The following is a 16,813-nucleotide window of genomic DNA, read 5'->3' on the forward strand; positions in this document are numbered from 1 at the left end:
CTCCGGCATTGCTCCGTGGGCCCGCCGCGAAGGGCCATCCATGGCCCAGCGCGGCTAACCCGGCATCCATGCCGGGTTGCCCACTCCTCAATACCTGCGTTCGGCCAGCGTGGTTAACGGGGCGCCCAAGATCAAAGGCTCGCCGAGGCGGCCTTAGAGCCGACCTGTCTTTGGAGAGTTACGCGTTTCCCCTGTGGGAGCGGGCTTGCTCGCGAAAGCGGTGCAGCAGTCAACCTCATCACCCACTGCCCCACGCCATCGCGAGCAGGCTCGCTCCCACAGGGGCCATTTGTTTACATGCAAATCTGAAGTGGCCCCCGGTCAACTGTGGGAGCGAGCCTGCTCGCGATGACGACAGCACATCCACATCAATACAACCTCACACACCGCGATCGCAAGCAAGCTCAGCGCCTACAGTTTCTGCTAGCATCGACCCCGACATCGACCGTTCGACCCGGCCCATCACTCAGGTTGCCCATGCTCGAGACACCAGCACTGCAAAGGACCGCGACGCTGCCGCCGCCACTGGACACGCGGTATCAGGTTGAAACGCCCGAAGGCATCGACCTGCCGCTGCGCCCGGCGGGGTTGATGGTCCGTTCCCTGGCCTTTGCCATCGACCTGGCGATACGCGGCCTGGTGCTGGGCCTTGTGTTCCTCATTCTGGCGTTTTTCGGTGAGCTGGGGATGGGCCTGGGTTCCATCCTGCTGTTTGTCATCAGTTGGTGGTACATGGTGCTTTTTGAAGTGCTGCACCAGGGACGTTCCCCAGGCAAACAGATCATGGGCTTGCGGGTGGTGCAGGACGATGGCCGGCCCATCGGCTGGTCGGCGTCGCTGATCCGCAACCTGTTGCGCTTTGTCGACATGCTGCCCTTCGGCTATACCTTCGGCGCGATCAGTTGCCTGCAACATCCTGCCTTCAAACGTCTGGGCGACCTGGCGGCCGGTACGCTGGTGGTGTATCGCGAGCAGCCGGTCAAACGCCCCGCGCTGCCCTTGGCAGAACCGCTGCGTGCGCCGTTTGCCCTGAGTGTCGACGAGCAACGCACCGTACTGGGTTTCGCCGAGCGCCAGGCTGATTTGTCCCCCGCGCGGGTCAACGAACTGGCCGTGATCCTGGCCGCGCCATTGAACGTCCAGGCTCACCAGGCCGTTGGCCGACTCAATGGCATCGCCCGTGGCCTGCTGGGGCCCACATGAAGCAAAGCCTTTTCGAAAGCCGCCACCAAGGGGAATGGGATCAACTTTCCCGGCTGCTCGACCAGCTGGAACGCAGCCGCAACGTGCCCGAGGGCAGCGACTTTCCACCCGCCTACCGCCGGCTTTGCCATCACCTGGCACTGGCCCAGGCCCGGGGTTACAGCAGCTTGCTGGTGGACAGCCTGCAACAACTGGCGTTGCGTGGTCACCAGCAACTCTATCGGGACCGCAGCCGTCCCTCAGCCCGCCTGTCGGACTTCATCCTCGCCGGCTTTCCTCGACTGGTGCGCGAACAATGGCGCTTCGTGTTGGCCGCGAGTGTGATGTTCATGGGCAGCCTGGTGGGCATCGGGCTGTTGGTCTATCTGTTTCCCGAATTGGTCTACAGCGTGCTGGGCGCCGACGAAGTCAGCCAGATCCGCAGCATGTACGACCCCGCCGCCGGTCACCTGGGGCGCTCCATCGAACGGGCCTCCAGCGAAGACTGGGTCATGTTCGGCTACTACATCATGCATAACATCGGCATCGCTTTTCAGACGTTCGCCAGTGGCCTGATGTTTGGCCTGGGCAGCGCGTTCTTCCTGTTTTTCAACGGCCTGACCATCGGCGCGATCGCCGGCCATCTGACCCAGATCGGCTCCGGGGGGACGTTCTGGTCGTTCGTGATCGGCCACGGTGCGTTCGAACTCACGGCCATCGCCCTGGCGGGCGCCGCCGGCCTGCAATTGGGCTGGGCACTGATCGCACCGGGACGCCTCACCCGGGGCGAAGCCCTGCGGCTCGCTGCCGGCAAGAGCGTGCTGATCATCGCCGGGGTCGTCCTGTTCCTGCTCATCGCCGCCTTCATCGAGGCGTACTGGTCGTCCAGTGCGGTGACGCCCGCAACCAAATACACCGTCGGCGCCTTGCTGTGGCTGCTGGTGATCAGCTATCTGTCGCTTGCCGGACGGGTCCGCCATGCGCCTGAGTGACGCCACCGTTGTCATCCGCCCCCGCACCACCTGGGAAGCCATGGACCTTGGCGTGCTGATGAGCCAGCAACATCGGCGATTGCTGATGACCAGCTGGGCCATCATTACCTTGCCGGTGTATGCGCTGCTGACGCTGTTGCTATGGAAGTCGCCCTCCCTGGTGGTGTTCCTGTTCTGGTGGCTGAAGCCGGCCTTCGACCGCCTGCCACTGTACATTTTGTCCGAGGCGCTGTTTGGCGAAACGCCGACGTTGAAGCAAGCCTTGCGCCAGTGGCCCGCGCTGCTCAAGCCGCAGCTGTTGGCGAGCCTGACCTGGCGCCGGCTGAGCCTGAGCCGCAGCTTCCTGATGCCCGTGGTACAACTGGAAGGCCTTGCCGGCGAGGCGCGGGAGCAGCGCTTGCGAGTGCTATTGCAACGCAACGGCGGCGCGGCGCAATGGTTGACCATCATCGGCGTGCACCTGGAAACCGTCCTGTGGTTCGGCCTGATGGCCCTGTTCTATCTGTTCGTGCCGCAACAGGTCGAACTGGAATGGGACTGGCAAAAGCTGATTGCCGCGACCGAACAGGACTGGCTGTGGTTTGAACACCTGCTCAACGTGCTATATCCGCTGTTGCTGATCGTCTGGGAGCCGATCTACGTCGCCTGCGGTTTCAGCCTCTACCTGAACCGCCGCACGATCCTCGAAGCCTGGGACATCGAGCTGGTGTTCCGCCGCCTGCGCCAGCGCCTCAGCGGCGTGGCCCCGGTGTTGATGCTGCTGGCCTTGACGCTCGTGCCGCTGGCGCCTCCGGCCTGGGCCGACGAGGCCAGCATCGCCCCCGACAGCCCGCGCCTGCTCAACCAGCCGCTCACCAGCGAAGCCTCCCGGGACAGCATCAAAGCGATCCTCGAAGCGCCACCGTTCAAGAATCCGGAGACGATCACCCGTTATCGTTTTGACGATGAAACTGCCGAGTCTCCCGACACCAACACCCAGTCGAACCCGGGCTGGCTCAAGGCATTGTTCAAATGGCTGGCCGGTCAACGCTTCGACCTCGTCGCCGGGCTGATCCAGATTGTGCTCTGGGCCTGCCTGGTGGGCGCGATCGTCTGGTTGGCCTGGCGTTATCGTGAACGATTCAAGGCCCTGGTGATTCGCCGCCCAGCCCAACAACCGAGCATCGAGCGACCGGCACCGGCGCGCATGTTCGGCCTGGATATCCGCGAAGAGAGCCTGCCGGTGGACGTCGCGGCCAGCGTCGAGCAACTGTGGTCAGCCAATCCACGAGAGGCCCTGGGCCTGCTGTACCGGGCGCTGCTGAGCCGCTTGCACCACGACTTCAAGGTCCCGTTGAAAGCTGCCGACACCGAAGGCCAGGTGCTGCAACGGGTCGAACAGCTTGAACATGAAAGCCTGCTGGGGTTCAGCAAAAACCTGACCCTGCATTGGCAGAACATTGCCTATGGGCACCGGGCGCCCCCGTCTGACGTGCAACAGCAGCTGTGCGACGGTTGGCGCGGGCTGTTCGGCCCGGGGGCGCCCCAATGAGCCGGCGCACGGGATGGCTGGTCGTGGCCCTGGTGGTGGCGCTGACAGGCGCCCTGGTCATGTACCTCGGCGCCAAGGCCGTGCCGTACCAGGAAACCATCGATCACGGCCCGTCTCCTGAAGCCCAGGCGAACCCTTACCTGGCGGCCGAACACTTCCTGCGTCAACAGGGCATCAGCGTTGCACACGCCAACAACCTCGATGTCCTGCCCACCCTTGAACCGCGCCAGCACAGCCTGTTGTTGCTGGGCGAACGCACCAACATGACGCCCCGACAAGTCGAGCAGGTGCTGAACTGGACCCGCGCCGGTGGCCGCCTGTTGTTTGTCGCCGAAGCCCTGTGGGATGACAGCACCGGCAGCAGCGGCGACTTGCTGCTGGACCGCGTAAGCCTGCACCAACTCATGAGCAAGGACCTCAAGGAACCGGCACCGGACCTCATCAAGGACCCTTACCCCAAGCTGACCAAGTTGTACCTGGAGGATGAAGAGGCGCCGGCGTATGTCGACTTCGACACCGACTTCCACCTCGAAGACCCGCACAACCTGGCCCAGGCCTGGGCGAACAGCGCCCTGTCGACCCACATGATGCAAGTCAACCATGGCCTGGGCTCGATCACCGTGATCACCGACGCCGAGCTGTGGAAGAACGACCATATCAGTCAATACGACAACGCCTGGCTGCTCTGGTACCTGAGCGCCGACACCACCGTCACGCTGCTGTTCAACACCGACCACGACAGCCTGCTGACCCTGCTGCTGCGTTATTTCCCCCAGGCGCTGGTGGCGCTGGCGGCCTTGATTGCGCTGTGGCTCTGGCGTTCGGCGGTGCGCCTTGGCCCGACCCAGCAACCCGCGTCCAAGGCCCGGCGCCAACTGGAGGAACACCTGCAGGCCAGCGCCGGTTTCCACTTGCGTCACAACGGCCGGCAACACCTGCTGCACGCCCTGCAACAGGACGTACTGCGCCGCGCCCGCCAGTTGCATCCAGGCTTCGACCAATTGGCCGTGGCCGAACAATGGCAAGTCCTCGCCCGCCTGACCCGCCAGTCGACGCGAGCCATCAGCCAAGCCTTGAGCCCACGGCCGAAACAACGCCTGTCCCACGCCGAGTTCTGCCGCCAGGTCGCCCATTTGCAAACCCTCAGGAATGCCTTATGAACGGCAGCGGGTCCCGAATGACTCAATCGTGGTTTTGCGCAGAAAAATCCGCAAAACCGCTGGCTTATTTCCAACGAAAAATATCACTATACCTAGCGATTACGGGCATTAGCGGCTGTTTATTTTTCCGCATAAATTTCCGCAAATATTTTCGAATAGATGGCCGTTTTTGTTCGTTGGAAGCCAGACAATGATTACCTCGAAAACATACCTTGACCCGGTACTGCCAGAAAATCTGCCCGACTCGATCATTCAGGCCGCAGATCAGTTGCCGCGCAAGGCAGAGTTTCTTGCAGGACGGCTGGCCGATGAGACGTCCAGGCAACTGGCAGGCCTGTTGCGCATTACCAACACCTACTACTCGAACCTGATTGAAGGTCATCGAACCGAGATTGCTGATCTCCAGGCCGCCCGCACAACACCCAAACGGGAAAGAAAGCAGCTCAAAGAGCTTGCTGTGCAACACATGACCCAGCAGGAGGTGATGGAGCGAATGCTTCGCATGCGACCAGCGGACAGCTTCTCTGCCATGTTCGATCCCAAGTTGATCGCTGCCATTCATCGCCGTCTGTTCAAAGCCGCGTCCACAGAAGAACTGCCCCTTGGCGATGGCCGCTTGATGGAGCCGGGCAGACTGCGGGCCGAAGAGGATGAACAGGTCCAGGTCGGCGTTCATGTCGCTCCAGCGGCCGCAGCTGTATTGCCCATGCTTCAGCACCTGCAGTTGCACTATGGGCGAATCAGGGATCCGCGTCGCCAGTTGATCGCTGCCCTGGCAGGTCATCACCGAGTGGCGCTTGTTCACCCCTTCCTGGATGGTAATGGCCGGGTGACCCGGATGCTCACCCACCTGCAACTTATTCACCTCGGGCTCAAACCTTTCCTCTGGTCACTGTCTCGTGGCCTGGCTCGCAGGCAGGATGACTACTATCGCTTCCTGGCGTTGGCTGATCGTCCCCGTGAAGGTGATTATGACGGGCGCGGCCAACTCTCACAGCGCCACTACTTCAACTTCATCGAGTTCATGCTCGATGTCTGCCGCGACCAGATTGAATACATGACGACCTCGCTGAACCCGGCCAAGTTGCGCGAGCAGGTTGTTCATGTGTTCTCGACGGATCCTGGCCTTCATCGTGCCGGCATCCGGCCTGGCAGCGCCGCTGCTGTGTTGGCGCTTCTTACCCAAGGTGCTATGCCGCGGGCGGAGTTCAAAGTGTTCACAGGATTAAAGGATCGACTTGCAACGGAGGAGCTGGGCCGCCTGATCGAAGCGGGAATAGTGGTCAGTAGCACCCCCAGATCCCGCACGGTGGAAGCGGGTTTGCCGGCACGCTTCGCTGGATTGATCTTTCCGAACCTGCATTTCCAAATGAGTTAGATGTGCCAGATAAGTGCACGTCCTCACAAAATCGCGCGGCCCTGATGTTTTATAAAAGGGTATTAGGATTCAACCGTTATGAGAGCGCCAGAACCGATGACTGAACAAAACGAACCTGTCGACGGCCAGGCCCACGCCGTCCAGCAGCGCCAGCGCGCCAGTCAGCTGGCCCAGGCCATCCGCACCGAGTTGCACAAAGCCGTGGTCGGCCAGGTGGCGGTGATCGACGATGTGCTGACGGCCTTGATTGCCGGCGGTCATGTCTTGCTCGAAGGCGTTCCCGGGTTGGGCAAGACCTTGCTGGTGCGTGCCCTGGCCCGCTGTTTCGGTGGCGAGTTCACGCGCATCCAGTTCACCCCCGACCTGATGCCCAGCGACGTCACCGGGCACGCGGTGTACGACTTGCAGACCGAGCAGTTCAAGCTGCGCAAGGGCCCGGTGTTCACCAACCTGTTGCTGGCGGATGAGATCAACCGCGCGCCGGCCAAGACCCAGGCCGCGTTGCTCGAAGCCATGCAGGAGCGCCAGGTCACCCTCGAAGGCCGCGCCCTGCCCATCGCCCAGCCGTTCATGGTGCTCGCCACCCAGAACCCCATCGAGCAGGAAGGCACTTACCCGCTGCCGGAAGCCGAGCTCGACCGCTTCATGCTCAAGGTGCGCATGGACTACCCGGACGCGGAGCGCGAGCTGGACATGGTTCGCCAGGTCAGCCGCTCGACCCGCGCCGACATGCTCGACGTGCAGCCGCTGCGCACGGTGTTGCAAGCCAAGGACGTGCAAGCGCTGCAACGCATCGCCAGCGATCTGCCGATGGACGACCAGGTGCTCGACTACGCCGTGCGCCTGGCCCGCACCACCCGCAGTTGGCCGGGCCTGACCCTCGGCGCCGGGCCACGGGCCTCGATAGCACTGGTGCGTTGCGCGCGAGCGCGGGCGCTGTTGCGCGGTGGCGAATTCGTGGTGCCGGACGACATCAAGGGCTGCGCCCTGGCCGTGCTGCGCCACCGGGTGCGACTGGCGCCAGAGCTGGACATCGAAGGGCTCTCGGTGGACCAGGTGCTGGGGCAATTGCTCGATCAAGTGCCGGCACCGCGGTTGTGAAGCCGAATATCATGACAACGATGCCCACTGTGACAGACGCCATCGTCAGTGGAACGCGCCCATGAAACCCTCGCGCCTGCTGCTGATCTGGCTCGCGGTCCTGCTGGCCGCGAGTGTCCTGCCGGGCGCATTGCGGGCGCTGGGGATTGCCATTGCGCCGACGCTGCTGTCGATCAACTGGGGCTTGATGCTCGCCCTGCTGGCCCTGGCGCTGCTCGACGCCGTGCGCCTCAAGCGCTTGCCCTCGCCCCAGGTGCGGCGGCAGATGCCCGGCAGCCTGGCGCTGGGACGCTGGGGCGAAGTCCGGCTGGAACTCGCGCATGATTTTACCCAGCCCTTGCACATCCAGGTCTTCGACCACGTACCGGACGGACTGGACTTTGAAAACCTGCCCCTGATGGTCGAGCTTCAACCCGGCCAACGCAGCCAGGTCGGCTACCGCTTGCGGCCACTCAAGCGCGGTCACTTCCGCTTCGAACGCTGTGAAATCAGCCTGCCGAGCCCGCTGGGGTTGTGGTCTGACCGACGTCTGCTGGCCGCGCTCGACGCCACCCGCGTCTACCCGGACTTTGCCCGGCTCTACGACGGTCAACTGCTGGCGGTGGACAACTGGCTCAGCCAACTGGGCATCCGCCAGCGTCAACGGCGCGGCCAGGGCCAGGAATTCCATCAACTGCGCGAATTTCGCGAGGGCGACAGCCTGCGCCAGATCGACTGGAAGGCCACGGCCCGCCACCGCGCGCCGATTGCCCGGGAGTACGAAGACGAGCGCGACCAGCAGATCATCTTCATGCTCGATTGCGGCCGGCGCATGCGCAGCCAGGACGGCGAACTGTCGCATTTCGACCACGCCCTCAACGCCTGCCTGCTGCTCAGCTACACCGCGCTGCGCCAGGGCGATGCCGTGGGCCTGAGCACCTTCGCCAGCGACCAGGCCCGCTACCTCGCACCGGTCAAGGGCAGCGGCCAGCTCAACGTCCTGCTCAACACGGTGTACGACCTGGACAGCAGCCAACGCCCCGCCGACTACCAGGCCGCCGTGACCCAACTGCTGGCCCGACAGAAACGCCGGGCGCTGGTGGTGCTGGTGACCAACCTGAGGGATGAGGACGACGCGGATCTGCTCGGGGCCGTGAAACGGCTGGGGCAACAGCATCGGGTGCTGGTGGCCAGCCTGCGAGAAGAGGCCCTCGATCGGTTGCGCCAGGCACCGGTGCAAACCCTGCCCGAGGCCTTGGCCTATTGCGGGACAGTGGATTACTTGAATGCACGGGCCGAACTGCACAAGCAGTTGGCGGCCCACGGCGTCCCGGCTCTGGACTCGCGCCCCAGCGAGTTGGGCGCGGACCTGGTGACGTTGTACTTGGGATGGAAGAAGGCGGGGAATTTGTAGGTAATCGACAGTGAATATCAACGATCCCTACGCCGTAACCGCTTCCCTAGTTCTCTCCGATGAAAAATCTATAAGGCGGTGATTCCGTCCAGCCACCGCCAATGTCGCTAAATTTTTGAACCGCGCTCAAGTCGTGACGACCAAATACCCAGCTCTCGATTGCCTCCCATTTGCCATCGATCACTGACGCCATGATCAGCCTCGGGGAAACGGGACCGGAGAGGACTGTAATCTGAACCAATGCGCCGGTATCGCCTTCGCCTGAAAACTTGATCGTAGTGTCAGTTGGGTAGGTAACGTTGATATGGGTCAATGCGCCAGGACGAACGTTGAACGACCGGGGAACGCCAGGGGAGGTTTCTTCTGCACCATTCTTACCGATCGCGACCAATGACCGGATACCCGGACGGACCGTAACAGCACAACGCCAGTCATCGTCTATCACCAGATCGCTTACGCCGACTGGCTGGTTTTCTTCGTCGAAAATGTGAATTCTGTCGTTCAGTCGTGCGTTGGAGCCAGTCAAAGTAAACGACGTGGATTGGTAAGAACCCTCTGCGGGTTCAGTAATGACAGGATCGGCAAGGAACCTTATAGGAATAAGAACTCCCGGCGAATACACCTCGTCAATACTCTGCGAGACAGCAAACGTATATCCCCCTGTCACAGGAACGGGAAAGTACACCGTCGTACGCCAGCTCCCATCCTCCTCAACCGGCACTTTTAAAAGGTGAGTTTCAGCCCCCTTTACAAGATAGCCAATATCCACATACGCCCCGGGTACACCGGTGCCAGAAAAAATCGTCCTTCTGCGCATCTCCGAATTTGGGCGTGGGGCTTCAACGCCCGGCACGGTCACTACTGTTGCGGTGACATGGGGGGCCCAATCCGAGTATTCGACTGCTAGCCTCTGTCTGGCCGTTAGGGTGATTTCTCCCCCCACGAGCAAAGACGCATTCAAAAACGTCTCCCAAACACCATTGACGACAAAAGTCTCATCGGACAGTACTTGGCCGCCCTGCCGGAAAACCTGCACAAAAGCGTTTGACTCACCCGTGCCACGCAAAAGACTGGTCGTAGTGAAAACGCCCCCTTCTTCAGGGAATGTAATGCGCGGTGGCGGGACAACCCTCATGGCGTCTTCAGGGCGGCTGTTCTTGAAATCATCATTGGTGTCCATGATCAATGCCTCGATAGGAAGCGAGCGCCAGCAACGTGCCAGCAGACCTTGAGGCCTATTGAATAACGAGGCGGACAAACCCTACACCTGTCAAACCTGACAGGTCCGACAGACGTAGCCCCCCGGGTGCATGGAAATGTCCGGGTGGCTACAGCGTCTTGCGCAACGGACTACAGATCCGCCAGAATCCGCCGACTTGTGCGCCTTGGCCTTGCCCCGTAACTTGATTCGCGTCGCTGATCTCCAGCGATCGGGTTTAGTCGCCCGGTGGTAAAAGTGGTGCGCACAGGCTTCATCCAGTCGGGTTCCCCTATCCCCGTACTTGATGGTGGCTGTTCGCAGGGCGCCCTCGGGCGCGCCGGGCTTCGCTTTTCCACCGGTCGACTAACCTGCGTCCAGCCGCCACCCCTCGTTTAGTCGCGAATTGGGTGGCAGCCACATCATGGAAAAGTGAATCATGATCAAGCCAACACCGAATCCTCCGCACACTGATCCGCTCCTAGATCCCGAAAAACTCGAACAGGCTACCCAAAGGGCCCTGGACTATTACCTCAAGCCCCACGCCGAGCAACCCGACCCGAAAACTGCCAAGCAACTGGACTACTTCATCGTCGCCCCGGATGCCGACCCCGAAGGCATGCTCGCGCACACCTACGAAACCTTCTGCTCGGTGAGCACGCTGATCCTGGATTTATCCGAAGACCTGGAAGGCGCCCCGCGCAACCTGGCCCTGGCGATTCACCAGATGGGCGAGATGGGGGTGTTGTTGCTGGAGCGGATGCTGGATAACGAGGCGAAGGTTCAGCGCTGATACAACAGCCGGTGACGAAATGACCTGTGGGAGCGAGCCTGCTCGCGATGGCGGTGTATCAGTCGACAGCGTTGCCAACTGATCTACCGCCATCGCGAGCAGGCTCGCTCCCACAAGGGATTAGGGCTATCCCGACCATCAAGCCGAAGCCGGCAGCGTGTGGAAACTGAAATACTGTTGCAACGCGCAGACCAGTTGGCCGTACTCCGGCGGCGCCCAGTGCAGGCTGAAACCGGCGTCGAAATGTTGCGGCGTTACGTCCTCCCGGCACCACAGGCAATTGGCTCTCAACACAATGTGCTGCAGGCCATCATCGCCAGGGACTTTCAGCAACAGATCAAAATCCGCGCCCACCATCAACGGCAAATGGCTGATCAACATCAGACCATCCTGGGACACATTGCCCAGGAAACCGATGGGTTTGTCGTTGATGCCATTGAATACTTTCAGAAAACACGGCAGTTGCTGCCGCTCTATGCGCCGCTTTTTGTACATGTCTTGTATCGCTTTTTGAACGCCCCAATAAGGGGCACCCGAATACTTCGGAACGAACCCAAACGGCTCGCTCTCCCCGATCCCGGTGCCAGACGCTTGCCAGCGTTTTGGCCTTACTGCTGCCGGTCACAGGTGCCCCTTGCTCTAGAGGGTTAGCTCTAGCAACTTGTACAAATATAGCTCAAGGTTGCGACGCAACCACCCCTGAGACGAATCTTTCATCTCGGACAATGCGCCGACGCATAAGTGACCGGGAATTTTACCGGGCCGGGTTCGGAGGGGCAGTATCAAGACGCCGCAGGGCGGATGGCCGTAGCACTGCGCGTCGGGTAATGGCCCAGGCTCTGCAAGGTTTCGAGGCGGGCGCGGGCACGGAACGCGTATTCGCTGGTGGGGTATTGCATGATGATGAACTGGTAGGTCTGCGCCGCGTCGACAAACAGTTTCTGCCGTTCCAGGCACTGGCCGCGCAGCATCGAGACTTCCGGCTGCATGTAGCGCCGGGCACGGCTGGCGCGATCGACCTGGGACAGCTCGAGCATCACCTGCTCGCAATTGCCACGGTCATAGGCTTTGTAGGCCAGGTTCATGTGATGGTTCATCGACCACCGGGTGCAGCCCGTGATGCTCAGGGCCAGGGCAATAAAAAGCACGAATCGCATGGGAGGTTCTCCTGTCTTGAGCACTGTATCGACCCGTTTGCAGAAATCTTCAGTGCCGAATCCGTGGGAGCACAGGCCATCCCTCGGAACAGGCGTGAATATTTTCAGGAATGTTCATTTCGAAAAAGAAACGAATAAGTAGTGCATATGAACAATGACTACACCCTAAGAGCATAGTAGCCTTCGCTGGCGCTTGAACTTGAGGAGTCTTGCATGTCCGTCCGTCGCACCAAAATCGTCGCTACCCTTGGCCCGGCCAGTAACTCGCCGGAAGTTCTCGAACAGCTGATTCTGGCTGGCCTGGACGTTGCCCGTCTGAACTTCTCCCACGGCACCCCGGAAGAGCACAAGGCTCGTGCCAAGCTGGTGCGCGACCTCGCCGCCAAGCACGGCCGCTTCGTTGCCCTGCTGGGGGACCTGCAAGGCCCTAAGATCCGCATCGCCAAATTCGCCAACAAGCGCATCGAGCTGAAGGTCGGTGACACCTTCACCTTCTCCACCAGCCATCCGCTGACCGAAGGCAACCAGCAGGTGGTCGGTATCGACTACCCGGACCTGGTCAAGGATTGCGGCGTGGGCGACGAGCTGTTGCTCGACGACGGTCGCGTGGTGATGCGCGTCGATACCGCCACCGCCACCGAACTGATCTGCACCGTGACCATCGGCGGCCCGCTGTCGGACCACAAGGGCATCAACCGTCGTGGCGGTGGCCTGACGGCGCCGGCCCTCACTGAAAAAGACAAGGCCGACATCAAGCTGGCCGCGGAAATGGAAGTCGACTACCTCGCCGTGTCCTTTCCCCGTGACGCCGCCGACATGGAATATGCCCGTCAACTGCGCGACGAAGCCGGCGGCACCGCCTGGCTGGTGGCGAAGGTCGAACGCGCCGAAGCCGTGGCCGACGACGAAACCCTCGATGGCCTGATCAAGGCGTCCGACGCCGTGATGGTCGCCCGTGGTGACCTGGGCGTGGAAATTGGCGATGCCGAGCTGGTGGGCATCCAGAAAAAGATCATCCTGCACGCACGCCGCCACAACAAAGCGGTGATCGTGGCGACCCAGATGATGGAGTCGATGATCCAGAACCCGATGCCGACCCGTGCCGAAGTGTCCGACGTAGCCAACGCTGTGCTCGACTACACGGACGCGGTGATGCTCTCGGCCGAAAGCGCCGCCGGCCTCTACCCGCTCGAGGCAGTGCAGGCCATGGCGCGCATCTGCCTGGGTGCGGAGAAACACCCTACCAGCAAGACCTCCAGCCACCGCATCGGCAAGACCTTCGAGCGTTGCGACGAGAGCATCGCCCTGGCAACCATGTACACCGCCAACCACTTCCCCGGTGTGAAGGCGATCATCGCCCTGACCGAAAGTGGCTACACGCCGCTGATCATGTCGCGCATCCGCTCCTCGGTGCCGATCTACGCGTTCTCTCCGCACCGTGAAACCCAGGCCCGCGCGGCCATGTTCCGGGGTGTCTACACCGTGCCGTTCGACCCGGCCGCCCTGCAACCCGGCGAAGTCAGCCAAGCGGCGGTGGATGAGCTGGTCAAGCGCGGCGTCGTGCAGACCGGTGACTGGGTCATCCTGACCAAGGGCGACAGCTACCACACCATCGGCGGCACCAACGGGATGAAAATCCTCCATGTCGGCGACCCGATGGTCTGAGTGACCGGCTGACAGACAAAAGCCCCGCCAGGTAAATGGCGGGGCTTTTTGGTTTCCGGGCTGGGGGATGTGTTGCTTGGTCTACCGCTATCGCGAGCAGGCTCGCTCCCACAGGGATCTGTGTTGACCCGAATATTGCCAATCACCGCCAACCCTGTGGGAGCGGGCTTGCTCGCGAATGCGGTGGCACATTCAACATGGATGCAAGCTGACCCGGCGCTTTCGCGAGCAAGCTCGCTCCCACAGTGGTTCAGGGGTGACCTGGGGGATTGGGCAACACAAATCCCTTGTGGGAGCGAGCCTGCTCGCGATGACGCCAGCCCAAACGCTACAAAACCTAAGACCTGTTGATAAACCCCAACAACGCCGCCATCGCTTCCGGCGAGCGCAACCGCTGGATGAACAACGCCCCCTCCTCTTCAATCGCCCGACGCAGCGCTTCGCGGTCCGGTGCTTTCATCAGTTGCTTGCTGACGCGCATCGCTTCAGGCGGCAGCGACTCGAAGCGCAGCGCCACTTCCCGGGCCTTGGCCAGGGCCGCTTCACCCGACTCCAGCGCCTCGCTCGCCAGGCCCCAGGCGGCCGCCTGCTCACCACTGAAGCCCTCGCCCAGCAGCAACAATTGCGCGGCCCTGGCCTGGCCCAGCAACCGTGGCAGGATCAGGCTGGAACCGAATTCCGGGCACAGCCCCAGGTTGACGAACGGCATGCGCAGGCGCGCGTCCCGACTGACGTAAACCAGGTCGCAATGCAGCAACATCGTCGTGCCGATACCCACGGCCGGCCCGGCCACGGCGGCGATCACCGGTTTGCGGCATTCGAGCAGCTTGAGCATGAACTGGAACACCGGGTTGTCGAGGTCGTTCGGCGGCTGCTCAAGGAAATCGAGGATGTCGTTGCCAGCGGTGAAGCAGTCGATCGAGCCGGTGAGCAGCACTGCACGAATCTGCGGGTCGGCATCCGCCGTCGCCAGGGCCTGGGCCAATTGACTGTACATGGCCCGGGTCAGGGCGTTTTTCTTGTCCGGGCGATTCAGCCGCAAGGTCAGCAGGCCGCGCTCACGGTCATGTAGCAGGGTGTGTGTCATGGTCGGTCTCGCGTCTGGAAATCAGCGCTCAACCACGGGGCAGGAAGACGTCAGCCAGCAGTTGGTTACGCGGCAGGCCGGCCAAGTACAGGCGCTTGGCAAAGGCCTCGACCCGGTCGGGATGGCCGCAGAGTAAGGCTTGGGTTTGCCGGGAAACAAGCCGCAGTTGTGCCAACGCCGACGACGCCTCGGCCGCGGTGAAAAGCTCTACGCTGAGGTTTTCATGCTTGGCCGCCAGTGCCGCCAGGGGTTTGGCCAGATAATGTCCGGCAGCGTCATGGGCGACGTGAATGAGGCGGATTGCGCCTTGGTGATGCTGGCGCAGGGCTTCACGAAGCAGGCCGAACAGCGGCGCCAGGCCTGTACCGGCGGCGAGCAGCCACAGCGGCCTGGCGTTCCAGTCGGGGTCGTAATGCAGGGCGCCGCCGCGCAGTTCGCCGAGGCGGATCGGATCGCCGGCCTTCAGCAGTCGCGCCGCCTCCACGAACTGGCCGGGCTCGCGACAATCGAGGTGGAACTCCAGGAAACGGTCTTCCTCGGGCAGGCTCGCCAGGGAATACGGGCGCGCCACGTCGCCGGCCCACAGCACCAGGTGCTGCCCAGCCCGGTAACGCAATGGTCGTTCAGGGGTGACCCGCAAACGCAACACTTGGGCACCGAGCCAATCCACCGCCGCCACTTGGGCCGCCCGGCCGTCGCGGTGCGGATCGAAGGTGTGGATCTGCACATCCTCGATGACCTGGCATTGGCAGGCCAGCCGCCAGCCCTGATCGCGTTGCGTCGGGCTCAGGGCATCGGGCCGGCTGTCCCGCACGTCGCCGCCCACGCATTGCACCAGGCAGGCATGGCAACTGCCGGCACGGCAACTGTAGGGCACCGCCACACCGGCCCCATTCAACGCGTCCAACAGGTTACTGCCCGCCGCCACCGTCCATTGCCGGCCAGCGACTGTCAGTTCAGGCATCGACGCTCTCCCAGGCGGCGGCGCACCGATTGCGGCCGTCTCGCTTGGCACGGTACAAGGCCTGGTCGGCGCGTTGCAAGGCGTTGTCCAGGTCATCGCCCACTTCCAGCAGGGTCATGCCCGCCGACAAGCTGAGCGCACCGATCTGCAGGCCGACCAGCTCGACTTCGGTAAACGCCAGCCGCAAGCGCTCGCAACAGGCCGTCAAGCGCGAGGGGTCGCAGGCCGGCAGCAGCATGACGAACTCTTCGCCGCCATAACGGGCCAGCACATCGCCCTCGCGCAGGCACGCCGTAGCGACACTGGCGAACGCCTGGAGCACCTGATCGCCGGCGGCGTGGCCGTGCAAGTCGTTGATGCGTTTGAAATGATCGAGGTCGATCAGCGCCAGGCCATGGGCGACGCCGGGCCTGAGGGTGTTGAGTTCACGGGACGCCAGGCGCAAAAAGTGCCGACGGTTGAACAGCCCGGTCAACTCATCCGTGGCCACCAGATCTTCGAGTTGGCGCATCATGCCGCGCAGCGTGTCCTGGTGCGCCTGCAAGGCAAACCGCCGCTGCCGCATGCGCTGACGTGAGGTCTGGACGTAGCGGGCGTAGAACACCAGCCACACCAGCACCATGAACAGCACGCACACCTGCAACCCGGCCAGCGTAGGGTCGGGAAGCCGGAAGAAGTAACCGTCCCAGAGGGTAATGCCGGTAAAGCTGATAAACACCAGCGTCGCGCAGCGCACGAAGACCCGCCGCGTCAGATGGAACAGGCCGAACAGCAGGATCAACACGTAGAACACCAGGAACACGCCCCGGGCCTCGTCCAGGTGCGCCATCATCCAGGTCTGCCAACCCAGGCCGACCAACACCTGGATTTCGGTGAGGCTGGGGTCGGCGAACCGCAGGTTGCGTCCGGTGATAAACAGCGCGAACAACCCGGCCTGGCACAGCACCACCAACACGCTGCCGATGATGGCACCGCGCAGCGAATCGAGGTAATGACCACTGAAAAACGCCAGCCACAACAACACCAATGCCAGCGCGTAAGTCGCGGCCGCCAAAGCGAAGCGTTTCAGCAAAAGACGTTGGATGGCGTTATGGGTCAATCGTTGACTCACCATGGGAAAGGGGGGAACTGACAGAAGCGTCCTACGCTACAGGCCAGACGCCACTTTAGTGGCGTGCAGGCCAAATGACCATTCAATTCTGGCGCAGAAAA

Annotated in this window: 15 protein-coding genes; 9 read left to right on the forward strand and 6 right to left on the reverse strand. The window is 62.2% G+C overall.

What is annotated here, in order from left to right; translation table 11 throughout:
* Window positions 1-477 precede the first annotated feature (477 nt).
* The 7 genes from J7E36_RS02210 (at window position 478) to J7E36_RS02240 (ending at window position 8,737) form a co-directional block, all read left to right on the forward strand.
* A complete protein-coding gene (locus J7E36_RS02210; RefSeq protein WP_214999453.1) occupies window positions 478-1,203 on the forward strand; it encodes an RDD family protein in 726 nt (241 codons plus the stop codon).
* The gene (locus J7E36_RS02215) at window positions 1,200-2,174 is read left to right on the forward strand and encodes a stage II sporulation protein M (protein WP_214999455.1); all 975 of its coding nucleotides are present in this window, start codon (window positions 1,200-1,202) and stop codon (window positions 2,172-2,174) included. The genes J7E36_RS02210 and J7E36_RS02215 overlap by 4 nt, the downstream gene beginning before the upstream one ends.
* Window positions 2,161-3,705, forward strand: a complete 1,545-nt coding sequence (locus J7E36_RS02220; protein WP_214999457.1) for a DUF4129 domain-containing protein — start codon at window positions 2,161-2,163, stop codon at window positions 3,703-3,705. The genes J7E36_RS02215 and J7E36_RS02220 overlap by 14 nt, the downstream gene beginning before the upstream one ends.
* Window positions 3,702-4,865, forward strand: coding sequence for a DUF4350 domain-containing protein (locus J7E36_RS02225; protein WP_214999459.1), 1,164 nt, complete (start codon window positions 3,702-3,704; stop codon window positions 4,863-4,865). Before J7E36_RS02220 ends, J7E36_RS02225 begins: the two co-directional genes overlap by 4 nt.
* A 190-nt stretch (window positions 4,866-5,055) precedes the next feature.
* A complete protein-coding gene (locus tag J7E36_RS02230; RefSeq protein ID WP_214999461.1) occupies window positions 5,056-6,243 on the forward strand; it encodes a Fic family protein in 1,188 nt (395 codons plus the stop codon).
* Between the two features lie 96 nt (window positions 6,244-6,339).
* On the forward strand, window positions 6,340-7,344 hold the full coding sequence (locus J7E36_RS02235) for an AAA family ATPase (RefSeq protein WP_214999463.1): 1,005 nt from the start codon (window positions 6,340-6,342) through the stop codon (window positions 7,342-7,344).
* 61 nt (window positions 7,345-7,405) lie between these two features.
* Window positions 7,406-8,737, forward strand: coding sequence for a DUF58 domain-containing protein (locus J7E36_RS02240; RefSeq protein ID WP_214999465.1), 1,332 nt, complete (start codon window positions 7,406-7,408; stop codon window positions 8,735-8,737).
* Between the two features lie 46 nt (window positions 8,738-8,783).
* On the opposite strand, the gene J7E36_RS02245 is transcribed toward J7E36_RS02240, so the two are convergent.
* A complete protein-coding gene (locus J7E36_RS02245) occupies window positions 8,784-9,917 on the reverse strand; it encodes a hypothetical protein (RefSeq protein ID WP_214999467.1) in 1,134 nt (377 codons plus the stop codon).
* Window positions 9,918-10,374: 457 nt separating this feature from the next.
* Between J7E36_RS02245 and J7E36_RS02250 the strand changes: the two genes are divergently transcribed.
* Window positions 10,375-10,728, forward strand: coding sequence for a DUF6124 family protein (locus tag J7E36_RS02250; RefSeq protein ID WP_214999469.1), 354 nt, complete (start codon window positions 10,375-10,377; stop codon window positions 10,726-10,728).
* A gap of 138 nt (window positions 10,729-10,866) precedes the next feature.
* Here J7E36_RS02250 and J7E36_RS02255 read toward each other — a convergent pair whose 3' ends face one another.
* Together J7E36_RS02255 and J7E36_RS02260 are read right to left on the reverse strand one after the other, a co-directional pair.
* Window positions 10,867-11,223 carry a PilZ domain-containing protein gene (locus J7E36_RS02255; protein WP_214999471.1) on the reverse strand — a complete coding sequence of 119 codons (357 nt, stop codon included), beginning with the start codon at window positions 11,221-11,223 and terminating at the stop codon, window positions 10,867-10,869.
* Between the two features lie 287 nt (window positions 11,224-11,510).
* Complete coding sequence (locus J7E36_RS02260; protein WP_214999473.1) at window positions 11,511-11,885, reverse strand: tetratricopeptide repeat protein; 375 nt, start codon at window positions 11,883-11,885, stop codon at window positions 11,511-11,513.
* A 213-nt stretch (window positions 11,886-12,098) separates the two neighbouring features.
* Between J7E36_RS02260 and pyk the strand changes: the two genes are divergently transcribed.
* Window positions 12,099-13,550 carry a pyruvate kinase gene (gene pyk, locus J7E36_RS02265; RefSeq protein ID WP_214999475.1) on the forward strand — a complete coding sequence of 484 codons (1,452 nt, stop codon included), beginning with the start codon at window positions 12,099-12,101 and terminating at the stop codon, window positions 13,548-13,550.
* Window positions 13,551-13,887: 337 nt separating this feature from the next.
* Here the strand turns inward: pyk and J7E36_RS02270 are convergent, their stop codons facing one another.
* From J7E36_RS02270 to J7E36_RS02280, 3 genes are read right to left on the reverse strand one after another with little or no spacing between them, the layout of a single operon-like run.
* A complete protein-coding gene (locus J7E36_RS02270) occupies window positions 13,888-14,637 on the reverse strand; it encodes an enoyl-CoA hydratase (RefSeq protein WP_214999477.1) in 750 nt (249 codons plus the stop codon).
* A 28-nt stretch (window positions 14,638-14,665) separates the two neighbouring features.
* Complete coding sequence (locus J7E36_RS02275) at window positions 14,666-15,601, reverse strand: iron-sulfur-binding ferredoxin reductase (RefSeq protein ID WP_214999479.1); 936 nt, start codon at window positions 15,599-15,601, stop codon at window positions 14,666-14,668.
* Window positions 15,594-16,700 (reverse strand): GGDEF domain-containing protein, encoded by a 1,107-nt coding sequence (locus J7E36_RS02280; RefSeq protein ID WP_214999481.1) that lies wholly within the window; start codon window positions 16,698-16,700, stop codon window positions 15,594-15,596. The genes J7E36_RS02275 and J7E36_RS02280 overlap by 8 nt, the downstream gene beginning before the upstream one ends.
* Window positions 16,701-16,813 lie beyond the last annotated feature (113 nt).

It is taken from the genome of Pseudomonas fluorescens (assembly GCF_018614775.1).
GTDB classification, from domain to species: Bacteria; Pseudomonadota; Gammaproteobacteria; order Pseudomonadales; family Pseudomonadaceae; genus Aquipseudomonas; species Aquipseudomonas fluorescens_BY.

Coding starts and splice junctions, on each gene's coding strand:
- J7E36_RS02210 (WP_214999453.1), top strand. CDS start 478: ATGCTCGAGACACCAGCACTGCAAAGGACCGCGACGCTGCCGCCGCCA.
- J7E36_RS02215 (WP_214999455.1), top strand. CDS start 1,200: ATGAAGCAAAGCCTTTTCGAAAGCCGCCACCAAGGGGAATGGGATCAA.
- J7E36_RS02220 (WP_214999457.1), top strand. CDS start 2,161: ATGCGCCTGAGTGACGCCACCGTTGTCATCCGCCCCCGCACCACCTGG.
- J7E36_RS02225 (WP_214999459.1), top strand. CDS start 3,702: ATGAGCCGGCGCACGGGATGGCTGGTCGTGGCCCTGGTGGTGGCGCTG.
- J7E36_RS02230 (WP_214999461.1), top strand. CDS start 5,056: ATGATTACCTCGAAAACATACCTTGACCCGGTACTGCCAGAAAATCTG.
- J7E36_RS02235 (WP_214999463.1), top strand. CDS start 6,340: ATGACTGAACAAAACGAACCTGTCGACGGCCAGGCCCACGCCGTCCAG.
- J7E36_RS02240 (WP_214999465.1), top strand. CDS start 7,406: ATGAAACCCTCGCGCCTGCTGCTGATCTGGCTCGCGGTCCTGCTGGCC.
- J7E36_RS02245 (WP_214999467.1), bottom strand. CDS start 9,917: ATGGACACCAATGATGATTTCAAGAACAGCCGCCCTGAAGACGCCATG.
- J7E36_RS02250 (WP_214999469.1), top strand. CDS start 10,375: ATGATCAAGCCAACACCGAATCCTCCGCACACTGATCCGCTCCTAGAT.
- J7E36_RS02255 (WP_214999471.1), bottom strand. CDS start 11,223: ATGTACAAAAAGCGGCGCATAGAGCGGCAGCAACTGCCGTGTTTTCTG.
- J7E36_RS02260 (WP_214999473.1), bottom strand. CDS start 11,885: ATGCGATTCGTGCTTTTTATTGCCCTGGCCCTGAGCATCACGGGCTGC.
- pyk (WP_214999475.1), top strand. CDS start 12,099: ATGTCCGTCCGTCGCACCAAAATCGTCGCTACCCTTGGCCCGGCCAGT.
- J7E36_RS02270 (WP_214999477.1), bottom strand. CDS start 14,637: ATGACACACACCCTGCTACATGACCGTGAGCGCGGCCTGCTGACCTTG.
- J7E36_RS02275 (WP_214999479.1), bottom strand. CDS start 15,601: ATGCCTGAACTGACAGTCGCTGGCCGGCAATGGACGGTGGCGGCGGGC.